General features: G+C 43.0%; 20 protein-coding genes, 1 rRNA gene and 1 other annotated feature. Of the genes, 15 read left to right on the top strand and 6 right to left on the bottom strand.

Annotated elements, in window-relative coordinates; all coding sequences use genetic code 11:
• The first annotated feature begins 9 nt into the window (after window positions 1-9).
• The 3 genes from OCV73_RS01305 to OCV73_RS01315 are packed head-to-tail and all read left to right on the top strand — an operon-like array spanning window position 10 to window position 5,438.
• Window positions 10-1,086 (top strand): efflux RND transporter periplasmic adaptor subunit, encoded by a 1,077-nt coding sequence (locus OCV73_RS01305; protein WP_147548491.1) that lies wholly within the window; start codon window positions 10-12, stop codon window positions 1,084-1,086.
• Between the two features lie 12 nt (window positions 1,087-1,098).
• Window positions 1,099-4,122: an efflux RND transporter permease subunit gene (locus OCV73_RS01310; protein ID WP_147548492.1), complete on the top strand. Its 3,024-nt coding sequence runs from the start codon at window positions 1,099-1,101 to the stop codon at window positions 4,120-4,122.
• A gap of 2 nt (window positions 4,123-4,124) precedes the next feature.
• Window positions 4,125-5,438 carry a TolC family protein gene (locus OCV73_RS01315; RefSeq protein ID WP_147548494.1) on the top strand — a complete coding sequence of 438 codons (1,314 nt, stop codon included), beginning with the start codon at window positions 4,125-4,127 and terminating at the stop codon, window positions 5,436-5,438.
• 8 nt (window positions 5,439-5,446) lie between these two features.
• On the opposite strand, the gene OCV73_RS01320 is transcribed toward OCV73_RS01315, so the two are convergent.
• The 4 genes from OCV73_RS01320 to hypF are packed head-to-tail and all read right to left on the bottom strand — an operon-like array spanning window position 5,447 to window position 9,422.
• Window positions 5,447-6,028 (bottom strand): class I SAM-dependent methyltransferase, encoded by a 582-nt coding sequence (locus tag OCV73_RS01320; RefSeq protein WP_167551186.1) that lies wholly within the window; start codon window positions 6,026-6,028, stop codon window positions 5,447-5,449.
• On the bottom strand, window positions 6,025-6,771 hold the full coding sequence (gene hypB / locus OCV73_RS01325) for a hydrogenase nickel incorporation protein HypB (protein WP_147548498.1): 747 nt from the start codon (window positions 6,769-6,771) through the stop codon (window positions 6,025-6,027). The genes OCV73_RS01320 and hypB overlap by 4 nt, the downstream gene beginning before the upstream one ends.
• A 12-nt stretch (window positions 6,772-6,783) precedes the next feature.
• Window positions 6,784-7,146 (bottom strand): hydrogenase maturation nickel metallochaperone HypA, encoded by a 363-nt coding sequence (gene hypA / locus OCV73_RS01330; protein WP_147548500.1) that lies wholly within the window; start codon window positions 7,144-7,146, stop codon window positions 6,784-6,786.
• Between the two features lie 11 nt (window positions 7,147-7,157).
• Complete coding sequence (gene hypF, locus OCV73_RS01335; protein WP_147548502.1) at window positions 7,158-9,422, bottom strand: carbamoyltransferase HypF; 2,265 nt, start codon at window positions 9,420-9,422, stop codon at window positions 7,158-7,160.
• Between the two features lie 78 nt (window positions 9,423-9,500).
• Between hypF and OCV73_RS01340 the strand changes: the two genes are divergently transcribed.
• The 7 genes from OCV73_RS01340 to OCV73_RS01370 are packed head-to-tail and all read left to right on the top strand — an operon-like array spanning window position 9,501 to window position 16,097.
• Complete coding sequence (locus OCV73_RS01340; protein ID WP_147548717.1) at window positions 9,501-9,755, top strand: HypC/HybG/HupF family hydrogenase formation chaperone; 255 nt, start codon at window positions 9,501-9,503, stop codon at window positions 9,753-9,755.
• Window positions 9,739-10,821, top strand: a complete 1,083-nt coding sequence (gene hypD, locus OCV73_RS01345; RefSeq protein WP_147548719.1) for a hydrogenase formation protein HypD — start codon at window positions 9,739-9,741, stop codon at window positions 10,819-10,821. The genes OCV73_RS01340 and hypD overlap by 17 nt, the downstream gene beginning before the upstream one ends.
• Before the next feature lie 11 nt (window positions 10,822-10,832).
• Window positions 10,833-11,870, top strand: a complete 1,038-nt coding sequence (hypE, locus tag OCV73_RS01350) for a hydrogenase expression/formation protein HypE (protein WP_147548504.1) — start codon at window positions 10,833-10,835, stop codon at window positions 11,868-11,870.
• 18 nt (window positions 11,871-11,888) lie between these two features.
• Window positions 11,889-13,088 carry a hydrogenase small subunit gene (locus tag OCV73_RS01355; protein WP_147548506.1) on the top strand — a complete coding sequence of 400 codons (1,200 nt, stop codon included), beginning with the start codon at window positions 11,889-11,891 and terminating at the stop codon, window positions 13,086-13,088.
• Window positions 13,089-13,094: 6 nt separating this feature from the next.
• On the top strand, window positions 13,095-14,813 hold the full coding sequence (locus tag OCV73_RS01360) for a nickel-dependent hydrogenase large subunit (RefSeq protein ID WP_147548508.1): 1,719 nt from the start codon (window positions 13,095-13,097) through the stop codon (window positions 14,811-14,813).
• 18 nt (window positions 14,814-14,831) lie between these two features.
• Window positions 14,832-15,611 (top strand): Ni/Fe-hydrogenase, b-type cytochrome subunit, encoded by a 780-nt coding sequence (gene cybH, locus OCV73_RS01365; protein WP_147548511.1) that lies wholly within the window; start codon window positions 14,832-14,834, stop codon window positions 15,609-15,611.
• A 3-nt stretch (window positions 15,612-15,614) separates the two neighbouring features.
• Complete coding sequence (locus OCV73_RS01370; protein WP_147548513.1) at window positions 15,615-16,097, top strand: hydrogenase maturation protease; 483 nt, start codon at window positions 15,615-15,617, stop codon at window positions 16,095-16,097.
• Window positions 16,098-16,181: 84 nt separating this feature from the next.
• Here OCV73_RS01370 and OCV73_RS01375 read toward each other — a convergent pair whose 3' ends face one another.
• Window positions 16,182-18,707, bottom strand: a complete 2,526-nt coding sequence (locus OCV73_RS01375; protein WP_167551187.1) for a thiol protease/hemagglutinin PrtT — start codon at window positions 18,705-18,707, stop codon at window positions 16,182-16,184.
• Window positions 18,708-19,115: 408 nt separating this feature from the next.
• Window positions 19,116-19,225 (bottom strand): 5S ribosomal RNA (rrf, locus tag OCV73_RS01380).
• 98 nt (window positions 19,226-19,323) lie between these two features.
• Window positions 19,324-19,573: a sequence feature (23S ribosomal RNA rRNA prediction is too short), on the bottom strand.
• A gap of 2 nt (window positions 19,574-19,575) precedes the next feature.
• Here rrf and OCV73_RS01385 point away from each other — a divergent pair.
• From OCV73_RS01385 to OCV73_RS01405, 5 genes are read left to right on the top strand one after another with little or no spacing between them, the layout of a single operon-like run.
• Window positions 19,576-19,926: a UDP-N-acetylglucosamine 2-epimerase gene (locus tag OCV73_RS01385; RefSeq protein WP_317244116.1), complete on the top strand. Its 351-nt coding sequence runs from the start codon at window positions 19,576-19,578 to the stop codon at window positions 19,924-19,926.
• Window positions 19,927-19,932: 6 nt separating this feature from the next.
• The gene (locus OCV73_RS01390; protein ID WP_147548517.1) at window positions 19,933-21,243 is read left to right on the top strand and encodes a glycosyltransferase family protein; all 1,311 of its coding nucleotides are present in this window, start codon (window positions 19,933-19,935) and stop codon (window positions 21,241-21,243) included.
• A gap of 19 nt (window positions 21,244-21,262) precedes the next feature.
• A complete protein-coding gene (locus OCV73_RS01395) occupies window positions 21,263-22,411 on the top strand; it encodes a glycosyltransferase family 4 protein (RefSeq protein WP_147548519.1) in 1,149 nt (382 codons plus the stop codon).
• Window positions 22,412-22,417: 6 nt separating this feature from the next.
• Complete coding sequence (locus OCV73_RS01400; protein ID WP_147548521.1) at window positions 22,418-23,392, top strand: MraY family glycosyltransferase; 975 nt, start codon at window positions 22,418-22,420, stop codon at window positions 23,390-23,392.
• Window positions 23,389-23,853 carry a WbuC family cupin fold metalloprotein gene (locus OCV73_RS01405; protein WP_147548721.1) on the top strand — a complete coding sequence of 155 codons (465 nt, stop codon included), beginning with the start codon at window positions 23,389-23,391 and terminating at the stop codon, window positions 23,851-23,853. The genes OCV73_RS01400 and OCV73_RS01405 overlap by 4 nt, the downstream gene beginning before the upstream one ends.
• The last annotated feature ends 128 nt before the right edge of the window (window positions 23,854-23,981 follow it).

The following is a 23,981-nucleotide window of genomic DNA, read 5'->3' on the forward strand; positions in this document are numbered from 1 at the left end:
CTTCTTATCATGAATAAAAAGACCCGATGGATCGTCATAGGGCTTATTTGCGCAGTAGGTGCAGGTATAGTCTTATATCCGACCCTCAGCAAGAATCAAGACACGCTGGAAGAAATACCTGTTAAAGGTAAAAGAAAAGAAAAAAAACCATTAAACGTCAAGGCTGCGATAATTAAAGCCCAAAAACTCACGGATGAAATCAAACCGTCAGGGAATCTCATACCGGACGAAGAAGTCGCCCTTTCTTTTGAAACATCCGGGAAAATCGTCAGTATAAACTTTACCGAAGGAAGTGCAGTGCACAAAGGAGACTTACTGGCCAAAGTCAATGACAAACCTTTGCAAGCCCAGTTAAAAAAACTGGAAGCTCAATATAAACTTGCCCAGGACAGGGTTTATCGTCAGAACGCTTTACTGGAAAAAGACGCCGTGAGTAAAGAAGCATACCAACAGGCAACTACCGATTTTGCAACTTTGAAAGCAGATATAGAACTGATAAAGGCCAATATAGCTCAAACGGAATTGCGTGCACCCTTCGACGGGATCATCGGATTACGCCAGGTTAGCGAAGGTGCTTATGCCGCACCCAATACTCCCATTGCATTATTGACAAAAATATCTCCGTTAAAAATAGACTTCGCCGTTCCCGAACGTTATGCTTCACAGATAAAAAAAGGAACCAGGCTCACATTTACTATCGACGGGCATTTACAGGAATATGCAGCAACAGTATACGCAACGGAATCGCAAGTTAATTCCACGACACATACATTATCGGTACGTGCACTTTACCCCAATACCCGGAATGAATTACTACCGGGACGCTTCGCCGGTATCCGTCTCAAGCTGCATGAAATACCTAATGCCATCGCAATTCCGTCCGAAGCAATCGTTCCTGAAATGGGTGTGGATAAAGTATATCTTTACAAAAGCGGAAAGGCGATGCCTGTCGAAGTCAGAACCGGTATTCGCACGGCTTCAAGCGTACAGATAACACAAGGACTAACCCCCGGAGATACGATTATTACATCAGGTACGCTGCAATTACGCACCGGACTGGATGTAATTTTGGAAAACATTAATTAATTCCCCGTCCTCATGAATATATCCGAATTAAGTATCCGCCGTCCCGTACTGGCAACCGTACTTACTCTTGTTATCCTGCTTTTCGGCTTTATCGGATACAACTATCTGGGCGTAAGAGAATATCCTTCAGTAGATAATCCTATCATATCTGTCGTATGTTCCTATCCCGGAGCAAACGCAGATGTTATCGAGAACCAGATAACGGAACCTTTGGAACAAAATATCAACGGTATTCCGGGTATACGTTCGCTTTCCAGTGTAAGCCGGCAAGGACAAAGCCGTATCACCGTAGAATTCGAATTATCCACCGACCTGGAAACGGCAGCCAATGATGTACGTGACAAAGTATCGCGCGCCCAGCGCTATTTGCCCCGCGACTGTGATCCGCCCACCGTATCAAAAGCAGATGCGGACGCTTCACCTATTCTCATGGTATCTATACAAAGTGATAAACGTTCTTTATTAGAGATAAGCGAAATAGCAGACCTTACCGTAAAAGAACAACTGCAAACAATCAGTAATGTAAGCAGTGTAGAAATATGGGGAGAAAAACGTTTTTCCATGAGGCTTTGGCTGGACCCCGTGAAAATGGCCGGGTGCGGGATAACACCGGTAGATGTGAAGAACGCGATCGACAAAGAAAATGTAGAGCTGCCTTCGGGAAGTATAGAGGGTAATACGACCGAATTGACGATACGGACACTGGGACTCATGCATACGGCGGACGAGTTCAACAACCTTATCATAAAAGAGGACGGAAATCAGGTCATACGTTTCCGGGATATCGGACGTGCCGAAGTTGGTCCGCAAGACACTCGTAGTTATATGAAAATGAACGGTGTCCCTATGGTAGGCGTCGTTGTGATTCCGCAACCCGGAGCCAACCATATAGAAATAGCCGACGCGGTGTATGCGCGTATGGAGCAAATGCAAAAAGACCTTCCCGATGATGTTAAAACCGGCTACGGATTTGATAATACAAAATTCATCCGTGCTTCCATCAAAGAAGTAAAAGATACAGTATACGAAGCATTTATCCTCGTAATCATCATTATCTTTCTGTTCCTTCGGGATTGGCGGGTTACTCTGGTTCCCTGTATAGTAATCCCTGTCTCGCTTATCGGTTCGTTTTTCGTTATGTATCTGGCGGGGTTCTCCATCAATGTATTATCTATGCTGGCTGTTGTTCTGGCCGTAGGACTTGTGGTCGACGATGCTATCGTTATGACCGAAAATATATATATACGCATAGAAAAGGGAATGAAGCCGAAAGAAGCCGGGATAGAAGGAGCTAAAGAAATATTCTTTGCCGTAATTTCAACTTCTATTACTCTCGTTGCTGTTTTCTTCCCCATCGTATTTATGGAAGGTATGACGGGAAGACTTTTCCGTGAATTCAGTATTGTAATATCAGGAGCGGTCATTATTTCGACTTTCGCAGCTCTTACTTTCACCCCCATGCTGGCAACGAAACTTCTGGTCCGCAGGGAAAAACACAACTGGTTTTACAGGAAAACAGAGCCCTTTTTCGAAGGAATGAACCGGCATTATAAAAACTCCCTCAAATTTTTCCTCCGGCACAGAATATGGGCATTGATTTTCATCGGTTTCGTTTTAACAGCCATCGGATGGTTGTGGTTCAATATACCGGCCGAAATGGCGCCGCTGGAAGATCGTTCCTCCATTACGATTAACACAAGAGGGGCAGAAGGCATAACCTATGAATATATACGGGACTATACCGAAGACCTCAACCGGATGGTCGACTCTATGGTTCCCGAAGCCAAATCTATTACAGCCCGGGTATCCAGCGGCAGCGGAAACGTCCGTATCTTCCTGAAAGATATGAACGAAAGAGAACGCAGCCAGATGGAAATTGCCGAAGAATTATCAGGAGCCGTACGAAAAAAAACGATGGCACGCGCCTTTGTCCAGCAACAAAGCACTTTTGGAGGCAGACGAGGTTCTATGCCAATACAATACGTATTACAGGCAACTACTATAGACAAGTTACAGCAAGTCCTGCCAGTGTTCATGTCCAAGGTGAACGATAATCCGACATTCCAAATGGCAGATGTCGATCTGAAATTCAGCAAACCCGAAGCCCGAATCGAAATAAACCGGGACAAAGCAAGTATTATGGGAGTCAGTACGCGCAATATCGCTCAAACATTGCAATACGGGCTGAGCGGACAACGGATGGGATATTTCTATATGAACGGAAAACAATATGAGATACTCGGAGAAATAAACCGGCAACAACGTAATAAGCCCTCGGACCTGAAATCCATTTACGTCCGAAGCGATAATGGCGAAATGATACAACTGGATAATCTCATCAATATGAGCGAGGGCATCGCTCCACCACAGCTTTACCGGTACAACCGTTTCGTTTCGGCTACAATATCCGCAGGTCTGGCGGAAGGCAAAACCATCGGACAAGGATTGGAAGAGATGGATAAAATAGCGAAAGAAACTTTGGACGATACATTCCGGACAGCCCTCGCCGGAGATTCCAAAGAATTTCGGGAAAGCTCTTCCAGCCTCCTCTTCGCATTTATTCTGGCAATTGTCCTTATTTATCTCATACTGGCTGCTCAGTTCGAAAGCTTCAAGGATCCCCTCGTTATCATGCTCACGGTTCCTCTGGCCATTGCCGGAGCTCTCATATTTATGTACTATAACGACCAGACGATGAATATTTACAGTCAGATCGGTATTATCATGCTGATAGGGTTAGTTGCCAAAAACGGTATTCTCATTGTTGAATTTGCGAACCAGAAACAGGAAGCAGGGGAAGACAAGAAAAATGCGATATTGGATGCCTCCCAACAGTGGCTTCGTCCTATCCTTATGACGAGCGCTTCAACCGTATTAGGACTTCTTCCGCTGATATATGCGACCGGCGAAGGTGCTAACGGCCGCATGGCAATGGGTATTGCCGTAGTAGGTGGTATGCTGGTATCTACCCTGCTTACCTTATACATAGTACCAGCGATATACAGTTATATATCCACTAACCGAAAAAACAAATAAAAATGAAATATATCCTGTTATTTACTCTTGTTTGTTACTCGGCCTTGACACATTCCCAAACTCCTTTCACCCTGAAAGATTGTTTGGAAGAAGGGTTAGAAAAAAATTATTCGGTACGTATCGCCCGTAATGAAGGTGATATGAGTAAAAATAATGCCACTATAGCAAATGCGGGATATCTCCCCACTCTGGATTTATCGGCCGGATATGACGGTTCCTTAGACAATATAAATACTACGCCCCGGAATGGCGACTCTTATACGGATAATGGTATATATGACCAGGTATTCAATGCAGGATTGAATCTGAACTGGACATTATTCGACGGTTTTAAAATTTCCACGACTTACGAAAAATTAAAAGAACTGGAAAAAATGGGTGAAACTAATACCCGTATAGCGATAGAAGATTTCATTGCCGGACTTACCTCGGAATATTATAGTTATGTACAGGAACAAATACGGTTGAAGAACCTGAGATATGCAGTTTCTCTTTCTAAAGAAAGGTTACGCATCGTTCAATCGAGATATGAAATAGGTAGTTTTTCACGACTCGACCTGCAACAGGCGAAAGTAGATTTCAACGCTGATAGTGCAAAGCTTTTAAAACAACAGGAACTAGTTATATCTTCCCGTATACGGCTTAATGAAATGATGGCTTGTGAACGCATGGACTATGTATGTCAGGTAGCCGACACAACTATCGGCCTCAACCTGGTTCCTCCGGTCGATCAGCTTTGGGAAAACACACTGAAAACCAATGCGAGCTTACTGAAAGCTGAGCAGAACCATACACTGTCGGAATTGGACCTTAAGACGGTCAACTCCCGTAATTATCCGTACCTGAAATTAAACTCCCGATATGGTTACACCTTTAATAAATACGGATCGGGTACTTATACGCAACGGAATAACTGGGGACTCGACGTAGGCGTCACAATAGGTATTAATCTGTTTGACGGAAACCGCCGGTCCGAACGTAAAAATGCACGGATAGCCATTGAAAATGCGAAACTGCAAAGGGATGAACTCGAACTGGGGCTCAAAGCAGATTTGTCAAATCTATGGCAGGCGTACCAGAATAATCTGGAATTGCTCAAACTGGAACGGGACAATCTGATCGCAGCACGAGAAAATCTGGACATAGCCATGGAACGTTATATGCTCGGCAATTTGTCGGGTATAGAAATGCGAGAGGCACAAAAAAGTTTACTGGATGCAGAAGAACGCATCCTTTCGGCAGAATATGATACAAAAATTTGCGAGATATCCCTGAAACAAATCAGCGGAAATATTCTTGACTATCTGCAAGAGTAGTATCTTTATTATTTACGAAAAAGTAAATAGTACATTTCATCGCTTTCATAAGCTTCCGTAACTTTCAACCCGGCCTTCCGGAATATATTCCGTTGTTCTTCAACCGGAATCAAAGGTGTGGAATATACGGGAGTTTCTATATTATCATGTACTCCATTCAATTCTTTACGCCCCTGTGAATGAGCGATGAGTAATGCCCCTTTACTTTTCAAATTCCGTTTAACCAGATGACTGATAACGGCTATCTTATCATATAAATGGGGAAATACCGAATATAGTATGATATGATCATACTGTTGAACTGGGGTATCCTTCTCTATGTCCTGAACGAAAAAACGGGTATGTTCATCATGCCGAAATTTACTTCGGGCAACCGATATCATCCCGGTAGAACTGTCTACGGCCGTAACAGGAGCTTTCGTTCCTATAATTTCCCTCAGAAAAGGAATCATGACGCCGGTACCGGTTCCCACATCCAAGACGGAATCTCCCGGATGCATACAAAGCCGGGAGAGCATAAAACGCAATTTAACCGGATCATGATAACATATATTATCCCACCGGGAAGCCATCTCATCAAAAAAGTTCATTTTTCCTCTCCTGTTCTTATTTGTTTTTCCAGAAATGTACACCATTCATCCATTCCGGTTCCCTTTGTTGCCGAAACTTCAAAGAAACTCAAATGATGATTTACCTTCCGGGCATTTTCTTTAAGACGCTTCAAATCACAATCGACATAAGGTAATAAATCGACTTTATTAATTACACATATAGAAGCGCTTTCGAACATATAAGGATATTTAAGAGGTTTATCGTCCCCCTCGGTCACACTGATAACTACTGCTCTGGCATTCTCCCCCAGATCGAACATCGCAGGACATACCAGGTTTCCTACATTTTCAATAAAGAGCAATGTATAATCGGATATATCAAGCGTCTCTATGGCACTGCGTACCATGCGTGCATCCAGATGACAGCCGTTTTGGGTATTAATCTGTACAGCCTGAATTCCCAGACGGTTTATACGGTCGGCATCATTCGAGGTTTGCTGGTCTCCCTCAATCACCGCCATCTCATATTTTCCTTTTAACCGTTGTATCGTAGCTTCCAGCAGAGTCGTCTTTCCTGAGCCGGGAGAACTTACCAGGTTCATGGCCCAACTTTTCTTTGCCTTCCAAAATCCCCGGTTATACATGGCTATTTTATTATTCTCCGCTAAAATATCTTGTTCTATTTCCAGCGTAGAGACTTCATCGTGATGATGATGGGCAATTCCATGCTTATGCATTTCTTCATGGCTCATATCGGAACCACATCCGCAAGTTACACACATATCTATTCGTTTTTATAATTGTTCGTTTTCCATATTTTCGATCTCGATAGACTTCAGCCTGAATTCCCGCCCATTAACCAGAAAGGACTCGTAACTTCCGCATACGGGACAAGGAGTATATAAACTTCGCGGTTCGAATACCGACCCACATTGTTCACAAGTAGCTTTCGGTTTTACCCGGGAAATATCGACCCGGACATCCTGTAAGGCTGTACGTTCCATTACCATTTGCAATGAAGTCAATAAAGAATCTATCTCTATCCCGGCAAGGCTCCCGATTTCCAGTTCCAGGCTTCGAATTTTGGAAGCCTGGGCTTTAGCCGCTTCGCGTTCCACCAGATCGACAATGCTCATAGCTAATGATAATTCATGCATAATACACTTCTTTATGAATGATATAAAGCAGCTGCACAAGCTAACTGTCCTACCGACACTGCAGCATCGTTACAAGGAAGTTTAGAAGGAAGATAAACTCTAAAGCCGTCTTTTTTTAACAAATGTACCAGTCGGGAACTCAAAATATTATTTTGCATAACACCCCCTGAAAGAACTATCGTTTTTAATTTTTCTGTTTCTGATGCTTTCCGAATCATCCGCAGCCACATAGCCGCTATTGTCCGGTGAAAGGCTGCAGATATGACCCTCCTTTCTACTCCTTTCCGATAATCTTCGAGCAACGCTGTCATTACCGGTTTGAAATCCAACGAGTTTTCGGGGTTCAAGGGGTAATGGAAATTCACATCGTCTGCCGCCAGATGTTCCAGACGCAAAGGGGCTTCGGCCTGATAATAATTTATATCCGTAACTCCCAGTAAAGATGCGACCGCATCGAACACACGGCCCATTCCCGAAGATAAAGGACTATTGACCGAACGTTCAATCATCCTCTCGACCAGCATTATTTTACGGTCTCCGATCCGTTTCTTAAAATCAGCCGGATAGGGAGCTTCTTTTCCAAATAATGTATATAAAAGAGAAACTGCCATACGCCAGGGTTCTTTAATTGCTGCATCTCCTCCGGGCAAAGGCAAATAAGGCAAATGACACAAACGCTCATAGCTTTCACGAGAACAACGAAACAATTCTCCACCCCATATATTACCGTCTTCTCCATAACCGGTCCCATCCAGACAAAGGGCCAGTACATCCCCGAACAAATGATACTCCGACATAACAGCTACAGCATGTGCATGATGGTGCTGGACTTTCAACAACGGAATATTGTGTTGCCGGGCATACCCCTCCGCAAAAGCAGAAGAATAATAACCCGGATGCATATCACATACGACAAGACGGGGACGGAACCGAAATAACCGGAACAGATGTTGTGCAGATTCTTCATAGAAAACACGGTTGGTTTTGCTCTCGAGCGAACCGATGTACTGGCTGGAAATGATCTGTTCTCCTTTACCTAAAGAAAAGGTTGAAATGATATGTGCACCGGCAGCAAAAATTCCTTCGGTATTTTCATCATTATTCACCGGTTCGGGAGTAAACCCCCTCGCTCTGCGTATCAGTCTCATTTCTCCCGCGACTTTACGAATAATAGAATCATCTACCCGGTTATATATTTCACGGTTATATGACACGATCCTGTCAACTTCCTGCATCAACTCTTGCTTTGCCAGTTCGTCAGAGATGAGCATCGGATCTCCTCCCCTATTGGCACTGGTAACGACAAGGGCTTCCAATTCTCCCGTAGAAAACAAGTCATAATGAACCGGTATATTAGGTAACATAACTCCTAAAGTATGCAATCCTTCATTTAAGGACTTATTCAATTTCAATTGTTCCCTGAGCAATACAATAGGTCGTCTCCAGGAAGTGACGGACTGTTCCTCAACGACAGACAAATGCATATATCTGCGAATAGCATCCGTATCTCTGAACATAACCGCAAACGGTTTGGCATATCTTCCTTTCAGTATACGTAAACGCGAAACGGCTTTACTGTCTTTCGCATTACACAATAAATTATACCCTCCCGTTCCTTTGATTGCTATGATACCTCCATAAAGAAGACAATCTATAAGATCGGCCACTATATCAGGATAATTATGTTTCATACGTTCTTTTCTGTCCAGCAAGGTATAACAGGGCCCGCAATGGTTACAGGCCACAGGCTGGGCATGAAAACGTCTGTCGGAAACTCTTTTGTATTCCGATTCGCACTGAGGACACATTTCGAATACATCCATTGTCGTTTTAGACCGGTCATAAGGCAAATCACGAATAATAGAAAAACGAGGACCACAATGTGTACAATTAATAAACGGATAACCATATCTGTGAGGTTGCATATTCCTGTCTTCCAGACATTTTTCGCAAACAGCGATATCGGGACTCACACGAGTTATATCATTTCCTTCACTAAAACTGGGTGCTATAAAAAAATCTTCATACCGGTCTCTGATGTTTTGTTCCGTTATTTCAACAGACTCTATAGAAGACACTTTCGGTTTCAGGGAATCCAGCATACGAAGAAATGACTCTTTCTGCTCTTCATCGGCTTGCAAGAGAACAAATACGCCGTCATTGCAGTTATCTACATACCCGCGAGCCCCCACTTTCGATGCTAAACGATAAATATAAGGACGGAACCCTACACCTTGCACCAATCCGCGAATATGAATGTGATATTGTACTGTCATGTGTATTTCCTTTTAATGGTTAAACAAAACTGTGTGAAAAATTGTTCATTCATTAAGTTTAACCAATCCTCATTAATTATGTGCTTGGCAATTCCCGGAAAAATTATATCTATAGATACGGCCCACGAATTAAAAATGGCGACCGTCAATTTTCACGGAGTAAGTAAGGAGATATGTATAGAATGGATCGATGCCGGTATAGGAGATTATATTCTCGCTCATGCAGGGGTCGCTCTCACTACTTTGGACGAAGCAGAAGCGACAGCGACTTTGCAGGATTTTAATGCTCTGGCAAAATATAATGAAACGAATCACTATGAGCAGAACCAATGAATTTAAAGATGCATCCCGAATGCGAACCTTATTATCTGCAATCCATCGCATTACTACAAAAAAATGGCGCATCATGGAAGTTTGCGGAGGACAAACGTATGCCTTATCACGTTACCGCATCGAAGAATTACTGCCTGAAAAGATAACGATGTTACACGGCCCCGGATGCCCCGTCTGCGTTACTCCGGCTATCATGATCGACCGGGCACTGGAACTGGCATCACGGCCCGAAGTTATTTTCTGTACCTTCGGTGATATGATGCGTGTACCGGGAAGTCGCAAAGATCTCATACAGGTAAAAGCAGAAGGCGGTGACGTAAGAATGATATATTCACCTTTGGACACTTTAAAAATTGCTACTGATAACCCGAAAAAAGAGGTGATATTTTTCGCAATCGGTTTTGAAACGACAACGCCTATATACGCCCTACTTATACAACAAGCCCAAAAACGGGGCATTAAAAACTTTTCTTTGTTGACCGCTATCTATACGATACCGGCGGCTATAGACCTGATAGCCGGAGATACCGACAGCCGTGTGAACGGCCTTTTAGCCGCCGGGCATGTATGTGCCGTAACTGGTACGGCAAAATATAAAGAAATAGCGGCACGGCACAAATTGCCGATAACCGTCACCGGTTTCGAACCGGTAGACTTGTTATATGGCATATACAAAACAATAAAACAACTGGAAGAAGAAACGTGCCGGGTAGAGAACGGATACAGCAGGGTCGTATCGGAAAAAGGAAATCCCAAAGCCTGGGAAGCCGTTCAACAATTTTTCAAGCCTTACGATTCTTCCTGGAGGGGATTAGGAGAAATACCCGGAAGCGGATTAATACTCCGTCCCGAATATGAACATTATAATGCGGAAAAACGTTTTATTTTCACTGAAAGTGCACCCATTGAGAAGCAAATCTGTCGTGCCGGAAAAATTATGCGCGGCCTGATGACACCGAAGCAATGCCCGGCTTTCGGAAAGCTCTGTACCCCCGATCATCCGGAGGGTGCTCCGATGGTTTCTTCGGAGGGCGTATGCTCAGCTTATTATCGCTATAATCATTAAAATCGACCGATATGAAAACGACACAATGTCCAGTACCACATAAATATGATCATATAGTCATGGCCCACGGAGGAGGAGGAAGACTTACCCAACAACTGATAGAAGAGGTCTTTCACCCGGCATTTTCCAATCCGTTACTCGATCAGTACCATGACGGGGCAATCATCGACCTTCCGTTACGACACATCGCATATACGACTGATTCTTTCGTCGTGAACCCTATTTTCTTCCCGGGGGGCGACATAGGTGATCTCGCCGTGAACGGAACCGTAAACGATTTACTGAGTTGCGGAGCCACCCCCTGTTATCTGTCAGCAGGCTTCATCATCGAAGAGGGATTACCTATCTCGGAATTAAAGATAATCGTGGAAAGCATGAAAGAAGCAGCACAAGCGGCCGGAGTCAGTATCGTAACCGGAGATACGAAGGTGGTAGAACGGGGAAAATGTGACAAGATATATATAAACACAAGCGGAATAGGTATAATTCCGGCCGGAATAGATATTTCTCTGAAACGTATAAAAAAAGGTGATGCCATCATCCTTACCGGAGGCATAGGTAATCACGGAGTATGCATACTTTCCACACGGGAAAACCTAGGATTCGAAACCATTATAAAAAGCGATACCGCCGCCCTTACTACGATGATAACGAATCTGCTGGCAAGTATACCCGATATCCATATCATGCGTGATCCTACACGAGGAGGCCTGTCCAGTACACTGAACGAGATCGCGGAAGGGGCTAATATCACCATAGAAATAGAAGAAGACAAACTACCTGTCAGCGAAGAGGTAGCAGCCGCCTGCAATTTATTGGGATTAGACCCCTTATATGTAGCAAACGAGGGAACCATGCTGATATTCGTACCTGAAGAACAGGCCGAAGATGCCCTCCGGCTGATCCGCCGGGATAAACACGGGAAACAGGCCGCTATCATTGGCCATGTAACAGATGATAAGGAAAGCGATGTTTATCTGAAAATGCCTCTGGGACAAACCAGAAAACTGGACATGCTCAGCGGAGAACAATTGCCACGAATTTGTTGACAAAATAAATATATAACTATGGAAGAAGAAAAGACTTTCTATCAGGAGTTAAGGGAGAAAGGATATACCCGCCGGCAATTCCTCAAATTCTGCGGATTGGTAGGTGTCATGCTGGGACTGGAACAAAGCGGAGTCGCTCAGGTCATCAATGCTTTGGAAACCAAACCCCGTAAACCGGTAATATGGCTCCATTTCCAGGAATGTACCTGCTGCAGCGAATCATTCCTAAGAGCATCTCATCCTCTTGTAGGACAAATATTGCTCGAATTGATATCTCTCGACTATTCCGATACCTTTATGGCAGCAAGCGGGACACAGGCCGAGGAAGTCCGCCTGCGTTCCATGAAAGATAACTGGGGAAAATATATCCTGATCACAGAAGGTTCTGTCCCACTGGGAAGTCCGGGCTATTGCACCATCGCCGGAAAATCGGCAAAACAAGTATTCGATGAAGCGGCAGAGGGGGCCGCCGCTATTATCGCATGGGGCAACTGTGCTTCTTCCGGTTGTATACAGGGTGCTTATCCCAACCCAACCAAAACAAAACCGATTCACCAAATCATATCCGGGAAACCTGTTATCAACGTGCAAGGATGTCCTCCTATTGCAGATGTGATGGCCGGTGTAATAACGTATATGCTCACATTCGATAAAATACCCGAACTGGATAATACGGGACGCCCCAAAGTATTTTACGGAAGGCGCATCCATGATTCCTGTTACAGGCGTCCCGCCTATGATGCAGGATTATTCGTACAATCGTTCGACGATGAAAATGCAAAAAAAGGATACTGCCTTTATAAAATGGGGTGTAAAGGGCCTAATACATTTAACTCCTGCGCTATCATCAAATGGAACGATAATATAAGCTACCCGATACAGTCGGGACACGGTTGCATAGGTTGTGCCGAACCTCACTTTTGGGATTATGAACCTTTGTACAGCCATATTCCTGATGTACACGGTTTCGGCATCGAAGCCACGGCGGATAAAATAGGTCTGGGACTCACCGCAGTTGCAGCAGCCGGGATAACCGCCCATGCCATCGTCACCAATATCCAAAAACGCAAACTTATCAAGAACCAGATGGATAATGATGAAATTAATCAGGAGAATTTCGCAGAAGACGAAACAGATATAAGAAAAAAAGAAATTCAGCTCGAAGAAAAAGCCGACCGACTGGAAGAAGAAGGGCGTATAGAAAATAATAAAAAATAGTAACTTATGGTACAAAGAATAGTAGTTGACCCCATTACCCGTATCGAGGGGCATTTACGCATGGAAGCCGATATAGAGAACGGCGTTATTACAGATGCATTCAGCACCGGTACGATGGTTCGCGGTATAGAGATCATCGTAAAAGACCGAGACCCGCGCGATGTATGGGCTTATGTAGGCCGCGTATGCGGAGTATGTACTTCGATACATTCTCTGTGTTCGGTCCGCGCCGTAGAAAACGCTTTAGGCATCGTTATTCCTCCTAACGCCCAGCAAGTGCGCAACCTTATGCAAGGGGCCTTAACGGAGCAAGATCATACTACACACTTCTACCAGTTACAGGCTTTAGACTGGATAGATGTCATGTCAGCTTTAAAAGCCGATCCCAAACAGGCAGCAGCGGTAGCACAAAGCATATCGCCCTGGCCTAAAAATTCCATAGGTTACTTCTCGGATATACAGAAGAAAGTTAAGAATTTCGTTAAGACTAGTAAGTTCAGTATCTTTTCCAACGGATATTGGGGCCACCCGGCGTATAAATTACCTCCGGAGGTCAACCTCGTAGGACTGGCGCACTATTTCGAAGCTCTCGAAAAGCAAAAAGAAATGGTAAAGATACAGACCATATTCGGCGGAAAGAACCCACACCCCAATTATCTGGTCGGAGGAATGGCCTGCGCCGTCAACATCAACGACCCGAATGCTATCAATCTGGAAAGATTAAGCGCCGTAGCGGAAATCATTGAACTCACCCAGCAATTTGCCGAACAAGTTTATCTGCCCGATGTTATGGCGATACTTTCCTATTATCCCGAATGGACGAAAATAGGAGGAGGACTGCGCAACTATATAGCCTACGGAGATTATCCGATGGGGAATTATGACGAACTGTCGACATACAAGAGTCCGAGGGGAATCGTATACAACCGCGATATATCGAAAGTAGAGGAATTCGATCCGAACGATATGGACGGGCTACAGGAATTTATCAATAATGCCTGGTACACTTACGATCAGGGAAAAGACGTAGGTCTGCATCCTTCGGTAGGAGAAACCAATCTCGATTATACCGGCCCAACTCCTCCGTACGAATATTTGCCCAGAGACAAACCTTACAGTTGGATCAAAACTCCGCGTTATAAAGGCGAACCGATGGAAACAGGCCCGCTGTCCCGTAACGTAGTGGGATATGCAATGGGGGTAGCCGACTACAGAGAAATAACAGACCGTTGCCTGAAAGAAATGAAACTTCCCTATGATGCGATGTTCTCTACGGCAGGGCGTACACTGGCACGAGCTATGGAAGCCGTACTGGTATCAAGATGGATGGGGGATTTCTATAAAGAACTAATCAGTAATATTAAAAAAGGTGATTACCGGATGTTCAATAATACATACTGGGAACCATCTACCTGGCCGAAGGAGGCCAAAGGTTTCGGCCTGACGGAAGCTCCACGCGGAGCGCTGGCCCATTACGTAGATATTAAGGATAAAAAAGTAAGCAATTACCAAATGGTAGTTCCTACGACCTGGAATGCATCTCCCCGGGATACGAAAGGTCAGCACTCTGCCTTCGAAGCTTCTTTGATCGGGACGCCGGTATTCGATAGCAAAATTCCATTGGAGATTATACGTACGATTCACTCGTTCGATCCGTGTATGGCATGTGCCGTGCATCTTTATGATGAGAAGGGTGAACATTTACACCAGTTCGATACGTTTTAAGTAAAAGGAGATACTATTATGATAAGCAGGAAAAAACGATTACGCGAAGTATATGTATGGGAATTACCGGTACGGATTTTCCATTGGGTAAATGCAGTTGCCATCGTAGTCTTATGCATTACCGGTTACATTATAGGTAATCCTCCGGCCATACAACACGGTACGGCTCCCGAATTCAATTACTGGTTCGGGTGGATACGTTTCATCCACTTCGTAGCGGCATTTGTATTCGTTATTAATTTCCTGGTACGCATATACTGGGCATTTGCCGGTAACAGTTTTGCCAGATGGCCTAACTATATTCCTTTGAAAAAAGAACAATGGAGGGGAATCATTGAAACTACAAAAGTAGATGTCCTCTTGTTATCGCCCAAACCGGTATATGACATCGGTCATAACAGCCTGGCGGCATTCACCTATTTCGGAGTGTTCATTCTATTTATTATCCAATCGCTTACCGGATTTGCCATGTTCTGCGTCTCCACTAATAATGTAATGGAACCGTTCTTCACTTGGCTGCTATTCTCAATGGGAGGATTTTATGTCGTACGTGACATACACCATATTGCCATGTGGGCTTTCATCCTCTTCTCCGTCGTTCATGTATATCTGGTATTTTACCACGATTATATAGAACGCAACGGAATAGCCTCCTCTATTATCGGAGGTTGGAAATTTATCCGGGAAGATCTGGCCGAAGAATATGAAACGGAACAAAAACAAAAAGTATTGATTGAACGGCAGAAAAATATAGAGAAACGGGACAAAGGTGTCCTGAATTTAGAGAGAAAGGAGTGATATATGAATGAGATTTTAATTTTAGGGCTTGGAAACCTTGTGTTGAAAGATGAAGGAATAGGTATCCATGTGGTTCAGAAACTGCAATCACAGCAAATACCTACCGGTGTAGATGTCCTTGACGGAGGAACAGGAGGATTGTTTCTGATTGGCACCTTACAACAGTATAAACACTTAATACTGATAGACGCCGCCCTCGACGACCTGCCTGCCGGAACAGTACGACGTTTAAAGCCACGATTTTCCAATGATTACCCGCGCTTGCTCAGCGCACACGAAATAGGGCTGAAAGACATGATAGATGCCATGCTTATCGAAGGTAACATACCCCAGATAAACTTACTGGCGGTAAGCGTAAAAAATTTCCAAAGTCTGGGAATACAACTATCTCCCGAAGTACAACACTGCATTCCTCAAGTTATCCAGCTCGTATATGAGATAATTGAGGAGTTGAGAGGACATAATAACACTAATTATGCCTGCTGATGGACCCGGAACAGACCTTTAAATAAATCCCGAAAAATTTAAAATTTTTCGGGATTTATTTAAATTGAATATTGTTATTCAAAATTATTTCTTCACAAATGATCTTACAATTATACCGTTATCTGTTTCTGCTTTTAAGATATATATACCCGGTAACAGATTATTTACAGGAACAGAAAATTCCGAAGTTCCGATAGAAGACGATTCCCATACCAGACTTCCTGCTGATGAATATATTTCAACTCTGGAAGTTACCCCTCCGGCATAAACATGCAACTTGTCCATTACAGGATTCGGATATATGCGCACATTTTCAGTATACAATGCATCCACAGCCCCCGCCTCGGTTACCACCAGAGGCAACCGGTTATACTCCTCCGGTTCCATAGATACATAAATATTATCTTTTACATATTTTAAGGATAAAATATATTCTCCGGGGTCCAAAGAACTTAAATCACCGTACACATATCCCGATATATTATTCTGACGGCCGGGAACCCAACCTATAAGATCGGCGATACATGTTTCGGCTCCCGTATAAACGGAACGGGCAAACAATCCGATCTGCACATCTCCCTGAGAACCTTGATTGTTACACAAAAAATATTGGTACACTTGTTCGTTCTGCATATAACTATTCTGCTCTCCATTGCGTTTCAACGGCTGAGCCAGAATAAGAACCGGTACCGTAGGAGCAGGATGTACTGTAATCATATCCTCCGTGGTTCTTAGGAACGATATAGATTCACCATTGATAGAATCGGTGTAAAAAACAGAAACTTCGTAATCGCCGGGAGCCAAAGAAATCTGATGTTTCAATAACAGATTCACATCACTTTCTCCATATATCATGGCAGAAGTAGTATAAGTCGTTAACTGTTCTTTTCCAACCGGCATGAACATCAACGAAACCGATCCTTTCAAATGTACTTTGCTTTCATTCCGCAACGATACTTTAAAACCCGATTCACATCCGCTATAAACAGTACTCATAGGAATAACAGAAGATAACAAACTCATTTCGACTTGCGTGTCCCATTCACCGAAAACAACAAAATTATTTTCTATAACAAGAGGAATCTTTCCTTTCTGGTTAATAGGGAATAAAGCATCAATCCAGTCGGCACGTCCTGTTTCACGAAAAACCAGACGAAGTTCATATTCTCCGTTTTCATAAGTTGGAGGAATAGTCGCTTCTAAAGGATAAGTAGTATAAAGATAATACGGGTCAAGAGCATATCCCGCACGTCCCAGTACCTCCAATAATTTATCGTTCTGATATAAAGCGATCCCCATTTCTCCCTCGAACCGGTTCACATTATAATTCCAGGCTTTGTTCACCGTTACCGTAAAGGCAGTGCCCAAAGGAACCCGGCTATCGGATACTTCAACATCTCCGAGTAAAGTCTGGGGCTTCAGTATTTCTTTTTCTTCTCCCTGTTCCGCCGGACGAATCCCCACCATAACCGCCTGGTTATAAATATAACTTCCTTCTCCTCCGCCTATACCCAAGTCGTCAGGATCCATATAATTCATATCGAAAAAACCGTCGCAAAGGCCGCCCCACCCCCAGTTTATATGTAAAAAGTTATTACTGTCTATACCGTCACAAACGAAAGCATGTCCTACTGTTTTTGATGAACCCGAATAATATAAAGGCCTTCCGGATTGCAATTCGCTCAATATAATATTTACCCACTGGCTTGTCGTACAATTATCCCGCTCATACAACCTTAAAGAATTGCCGCTATACTTGAAATTTTCTACTAAAGCCTTATACGCAAACATATTATTCGATCCGCTCGCAAAGGGAGTATAATTCATGTTTATGGAAATCCCCACATCCGACATTAACTTTGCGACCGCATCACCTTCTTCCTCCTTAAATTTCGGTGTAGTCATTGTTATACCTGAAGGACTCTGACGGTAGGAATATTCATACACATCGATCATATTATCCCAATCGTATCTCGACTGACTGAAATCGGCACTCAATTCACCGGCATACTCATTATAATAAGTATTGGAACCTTCTCCTTCCCCGGGCCAGTTATGGTACTTCATGATCTGGGCAAGGGCTGTCGCAACGCAACCGGTCACCATATTCCTTCCATTATATTCCGGACATTGCCCGTTAAAAGGTGCATCTTGGTTCCATCTTGTCGTTATCATAGGCGATACGACCACACTCGCTTTTTCAAAGGCCGATCGTACTACTTTAATTTTACCGCTTCGTACTCTATCTACATACTCACTATATACCTCCAGCCAGCTGTTTAAAGCATCGGGCATACGGTCGGGAACGATCTCCCCCTGATCGGCATATCCTATAACAGGAGTCAATTCATCATCACCGGAAACTACGACAAAACCACTCAATGTATCTATATTAAACATATAATAGGCAGGAGACTTCTCTATAGACCGTATTGGCTGCACCGGACGTACAGACCGCAATTTTGAAGATATCTTCTTTCCGGAACCGGAAGTAGTTGTACTGATATAAGTCTCTGCTATTTTCAGTGCTTGTTCCTGTGTTATCTCTTTAGCCCATAAAACAGGGAAGAAAAAGATAAATATCGAACAAAAGAGAGAAATACGTTTCATATATTTTATCATTTAATATAAAAAATCATCAGCAAATATATAAAAAATTACATAAATAAAGTATCTCGAATAATTTTAATTTATAATAAGGATTATTCCCCCCTCCGCATGTTCATGTTTAAACATCGGGGATTCCCGGGGCTTCGGGGGACTGACGGTAACGTAACCGGGTTGACTGGGAAGGGGCTGTACGGGATTGTGGAGAGAGGTAATTCTTCAGGGATGAAGTGGTGTGGATAATAGTATGGGTAGTAGTAGTAGTAGTAGTATGATAGTGGTATTGGGTGTGAGTGTGGTATGGGTGTGAGTGTTGGGTATTAGGTATTGATCTGATGTTCTTGACCTGTACATATAAAACAGGAGCCTGATCTTCCGGGGGTCATCTCCCCCTTCCGACAAGGCTCCTTTATGTGGCGGCTACCTACTCTCCCACTTTGCGCAGTACCATCGGCGTGACGAGGCTTAACTTCTCTGTTCGGTATGGGAAGAGGTGGGACCCTCGTGCTATAACCACCTTAATTTCTTTTTAAAAAAAGATCCGTATTGAAAGCAGAAGCGAAAACAATGCACTCAAATTATAAACTTCGAAACGTACGTCCTGTGAAAACCGAAAGTCACGGGTGATTAGTATTGCTCGACTTTGACATTACTGCCTTTACATCTGCAACCTATCTACGTCATCGTCTCTGACGACCCTTAAGGGAAATCTTATCTTGGGGCTGGCTTCGTACTTAGATGCTTTCAGCACTTATCCAATCCCGACTTAGCTACTCGGCTATGCTCCTGGCGGAACAACCGATAAACCAGGGGTCGGTCCAACACGGTCCTCTCGTACTAGTGTCANCGTTTTCACGAAAACGTAAAACTGATGAAACCCCTGTCCCTGAGTGACTACAACCAGTTACAGTTAAACGCTAACGCCGTGTTGTCCGATTCGGGTACGATCAGCGAAGAATCCTCCATCCTGAACTTCCGTGCACTGAACATCCGCGAAGCCCACGAACGTCCCGAAGCGATGGAAGAAGCCTCGGTGATGATGGTAGGTTTGGATCCCGATCGTGTGATGCAAGGGCTAGCCGAGTTACAGAACCAAGATATAGAAGAACGTAACTTTCGTCCCGTGTATGACTACTCGATGCCCAACGTAAGCGATAAAGTAGTGAGGATAATCCTCTCCTATACCGATTATGTGAAAAGGAATGTCTGGAGGGAAAAGTAAGTAATGATGGAAAAAAAGAGGGTATTAATTATTTCATCAGAGCCTTGGCGTCAGGAAAGTAGCGGAGGAAATGTTCTCACTAATTTATTTTCACCGTTAAAAGATGAATTTGAATTTGCACAAATCTATACAAATTCTCAGCTGCCCAGCAATAATGTTTGCAAACGTTATTTTCATCTATCGGAAAAAGAAATGCTATCCAGCATATTACATAATCATTATTTTGGTAATGAACTATATTATGAAAATTATCCGGAAAATGATATTACCTGTAGTCAGTCGAAAGATATAACAAGTGGAGGAATCTTTTTTTATATTCGTCGATTAAGATGGGAGATTTTTCAGACAGTTCGATATTTACTGTGGGGAATTTCTAAATGGAAAAGTCCCCGGTTGAAGAAATTTATAGACGAATTTAATCCGGATATCATATTTGCTCCTATGTATTATGATATTCATTTACATAGGCTGGACCGGTATGTTGCAAAGTTGACAAAGAAAAAGCTTATTTCTTATGTTTATGATGATCATTTAAGCTTACGGCAATATTCATGGTCGCCTGTATATTGGTATAACCGTTTGGTATTACGTTACAATGTAAAAAAAACGGCAAAATATTATAGTCTCCTGTATACGATGACTCAGGAACAAATGGATGAATATCAGCCTATTTTAAAAGTTCCTATGAAGATTTTGAAAAAAGGAGGGGATTTTAATGGGGAGATGATAATTAAAGAAAAATTAGACAAACCTCTGAAAATCGTGTATGGAGGTAACTTGTTTTATCATCGGGATAAACTTCTTTGCAAGCTTGCAGAAGCTCTTGAAAATATCAATCGTAATGAGATAAAAGCACAACTTTACATATATACCCAAAATCCTATTACGCCATATTTACTGAACAAACTGAATGATGGGAGAAATAGTTTTTTGATGGGGAAAGTATCGGAAAGAGAATTAAAAGATATATACCGAAATAAGTGCGACATTGCTTTACATGTAGAATCATTCTCACGGAAACCCCGGTTGATAACCCGATTATCTTTTTCAACTAAAATTATTGATTTATTATCAAATGCTTGTTGCATATTTGCTGTTTGTTGGTCGCAAAGTTCGCCCTATAAATATTTGAAGAAAGAAGATGCGGCAATTTGTGTTTCTGATCCTAAAAATATTGAGTCCGAGTTGATTTATCTTATTGAAAATCAGAATATTATTTTAGATTATCGTTTAAAGGCCTGGGAGTGCGGTAAGCGAAATCATGATACGAAAAATATAACCGCTTTATTAAAACAAGACTTTACGAATTCATTGTAATTTTTATAGCGACATTAATATGAATAAGAAAATATTAAATGTTGTTTGTGTCTATTTTTCCATTCCGTTTTTTTTTGGAAAGCAATTGACCTATTTCGGAAGAAAAGGTTATGAGATTCATTTAATCTGTAGTCCTTCGGATAAAATAGCCGCATTCTCAAAACAACATCACTGCCAATATAAGGAGATAAGTATATTAAGAAAATTTTCTGTATGGCAAGATATAAAAGCCGTATATGAAATATATAAATATATACGGTTAAATAAATTCGATACGGTTTGCGGGCATACTCCCAAAGGTGGTTTGCTTTCTATGATTGCAGCATATATGGCGGGAGTTCCTAATCGAGTGTTTTTTCGTCACGGATTAGTATATGAGACAAGCACGGGATTGAAGAAGTTTATTTTGCTTAGTGCCGAAAGAATAGCGTCTTTTTGTTCTACTAAAGTCGTATGTGTAAGTCCTTATTTAATAGAAAGGAGCCTTACAGATCGTTTGACATCGAAAAAGAAAATGATGTTATTGAATATTGGTTCCTGTAACGGAGTAGATGCTAATATAAAATACAATCCGGATTTCATAGATATTTCCAGGAAGAAAGAATTGAAAAGAAAATTGAATATACCCGATGATGCTTTTATAATGGGATATACCGGACGCCTGGTCTGTGATAAAGGAATCGTGGAACTGGTAGATGCCTTTTTAAAATTACAACAAGATAGGGAAAACTTATATCTTTTGTTGGTAGGGCCGGCAGAAGAGCGGGATGCTTTACCTGAAAAGACGCTTCAAGAAATTCGAAGAAATAAAAAAATCGTTTGTACAGGATTAATCGAATCGGATATGGAATACTATTATTCTTTGATGGATGTCCTTTTATTGCCGACGTATAGAGAGGGGTTGGGTACTTCAATACTGGAGGCTTCTTCAATGGGAAAACCGGTATTAACTACATCACATACGGGTAGCCGGGATGCTGTTGTAAATGGAGTTACCGGAATGTATATAAATATAAATGCAGATTCTATTGCAGAGAAAGTGTCAGATTATTTGAATAATCCGGAACTTTGCAGAAAGCATGGAGAAAATGGACGCAAATTTATTATGAAAAATTTTGAAGAAGAAATCATTTGGAAAGAAATAGAAAAGAAAGTCTATACAAATTAAAAAATCATGTATTATTATCTTCTAGTCCTGTTATTGTTATGGTCTATGGAAATTTTCTACTTCCGGATCGCCGACCGTTACAATATTATCGATAAGCCCAACGAGCGCAGCTCCCATCATCGCATTACCCTTCGCGGCGGCGGTATTATTTTTTATTTGGGCGCGTTGGTCTACTTTCTGACCAACCATTACCAATACCCCTGGTTCATGCTCGGTCTCACCCTGATCAGCCTTGTCAGTTTTATAGACGATATCCGTTCCGTTCCCCGTGGTATCCGTCTCATTGTCCATTTCACGGCCATGTTCCTACTGTTTTCCCAGCTCGGTCTGCTAAGCGGTATGCCCTGGTGGTACACTCTGGTCGCCCTGATAATCAGTACCGGTATCATCAACGCCTATAACTTTATGGACGGTATCAACGGCATTACCGGGGGCTACAGCCTCGTTCTGCTCCTTTCACTGGCATGGATCAACCATTACCGGATTTCTTTCGTAGAACCCCCTCTGCTGTATACCCTCATACTGTCCGTCCTGGTTTTCAACCTGTACAACTTCCGTCCCCAAGCCCGCTGTTTCGCCGGCGACGTCGGTTCCGTCAGTATAGCCTTCATTCTGGTATTTTTGCTCGGCAGGCTAATGATAACCACCCATGACCTCAGCTATATCATCCTCCTTTCCGTGTATGGAGTCGACACTGTCCTGACCATCCTCCATCGTCTCCGTCTCAAAGAAGATATCAGTTTGCCCCACCGCAAGCACCTGTACCAGCTGATGGCCAACGAACTGAAGATTCCCCATATCACCGTCAGTCTGATATATATGTCCTTACAAGCCCTGATCATCATCGGCTATCTGTGCAGCAGCCGTCCCTATATTTATTTACTGGTAACAGTCCTTTTGCTGAGCCTTATCTATATACTGTTCATGCGTAAATATTACCATTTACACCAACCTAAATCCGTTTCCCCATGCAAGAAATAAAACTCCTGACCGACGAACTTTTAGACCGAGTCATTCTCGAAGCCCGTGAAAATCCCCGTTTACGTAAAAACTATAACTTCCACGACGACCATGCCGATCCCGTCAACCGCATGCTCAACGCCCTGGAGCCGGGAACCTATCTACCTCCCCACCGCCATCAAGACCCGGACAAGACTGAGATCTACCTCGTCCTCCGGGGCCGTCTCGAAGCCCTTCTGTTTGACGATCAGGGAGAGGTAACCCGACGGATACAGATGGGCCCCGGTACCCCTGTCCACGCCATAGAAATCCCTCCCCGTACCTGGCACACGATACTGGTTCAAGAGCCGGGAACCGTGATCTATGAAATCAAGGAAGGTCCATACGTGCCGTTATCACCGGTTCATCTGGCGCCTTGGGCCCCTTCTGCGGAAGACAAAGAAGAAGTGCTTCGGTACATGCAGACATTGAAAGAAAAATAAGTTATCGCTTAAATGATTTACGAATCCTCTCTCTTATAACTTCTGTTTATGAGGTATAAGAGAGGGGATTTTTTTATAAGATACGAATTGTCATACTAAGAATTATATCTATCTTTGTCATTCAGGCA

Origin of the sequence: Barnesiella propionica, assembly GCF_025567045.1 — a bacterium.
Lineage (GTDB): Bacteria > Bacteroidota > Bacteroidia > Bacteroidales > Barnesiellaceae > Barnesiella_B > Barnesiella_B propionica.

Coding starts and splice junctions, on each gene's coding strand:
- OCV73_RS01370 (WP_147548513.1), top strand. CDS start 15,615: ATGAATGAGATTTTAATTTTAGGGCTTGGAAACCTTGTGTTGAAAGAT.
- cybH (WP_147548511.1), top strand. CDS start 14,832: ATGATAAGCAGGAAAAAACGATTACGCGAAGTATATGTATGGGAATTA.
- OCV73_RS01385 (WP_317244116.1), top strand. CDS start 19,576: ATGAAACCCCTGTCCCTGAGTGACTACAACCAGTTACAGTTAAACGCT.
- OCV73_RS01355 (WP_147548506.1), top strand. CDS start 11,889: ATGGAAGAAGAAAAGACTTTCTATCAGGAGTTAAGGGAGAAAGGATAT.
- OCV73_RS01375 (WP_167551187.1), bottom strand. CDS start 18,707: ATGAAACGTATTTCTCTCTTTTGTTCGATATTTATCTTTTTCTTCCCT.
- OCV73_RS01390 (WP_147548517.1), top strand. CDS start 19,933: ATGGAAAAAAAGAGGGTATTAATTATTTCATCAGAGCCTTGGCGTCAG.
- OCV73_RS01395 (WP_147548519.1), top strand. CDS start 21,263: ATGAATAAGAAAATATTAAATGTTGTTTGTGTCTATTTTTCCATTCCG.
- OCV73_RS01305 (WP_147548491.1), top strand. CDS start 10: ATGAATAAAAAGACCCGATGGATCGTCATAGGGCTTATTTGCGCAGTA.
- OCV73_RS01315 (WP_147548494.1), top strand. CDS start 4,125: ATGAAATATATCCTGTTATTTACTCTTGTTTGTTACTCGGCCTTGACA.
- hypD (WP_147548719.1), top strand. CDS start 9,739: ATGAGCAGAACCAATGAATTTAAAGATGCATCCCGAATGCGAACCTTA.
- hypF (WP_147548502.1), bottom strand. CDS start 9,422: ATGACAGTACAATATCACATTCATATTCGCGGATTGGTGCAAGGTGTA.
- hypB (WP_147548498.1), bottom strand. CDS start 6,771: ATGTGTGTAACTTGCGGATGTGGTTCCGATATGAGCCATGAAGAAATG.
- OCV73_RS01400 (WP_147548521.1), top strand. CDS start 22,418: ATGTATTATTATCTTCTAGTCCTGTTATTGTTATGGTCTATGGAAATT.
- hypA (WP_147548500.1), bottom strand. CDS start 7,146: ATGCATGAATTATCATTAGCTATGAGCATTGTCGATCTGGTGGAACGC.
- OCV73_RS01310 (WP_147548492.1), top strand. CDS start 1,099: ATGAATATATCCGAATTAAGTATCCGCCGTCCCGTACTGGCAACCGTA.
- OCV73_RS01320 (WP_167551186.1), bottom strand. CDS start 6,028: ATGAACTTTTTTGATGAGATGGCTTCCCGGTGGGATAATATATGTTAT.
- OCV73_RS01360 (WP_147548508.1), top strand. CDS start 13,095: ATGGTACAAAGAATAGTAGTTGACCCCATTACCCGTATCGAGGGGCAT.
- hypE (WP_147548504.1), top strand. CDS start 10,833: ATGAAAACGACACAATGTCCAGTACCACATAAATATGATCATATAGTC.
- OCV73_RS01340 (WP_147548717.1), top strand. CDS start 9,501: ATGTGCTTGGCAATTCCCGGAAAAATTATATCTATAGATACGGCCCAC.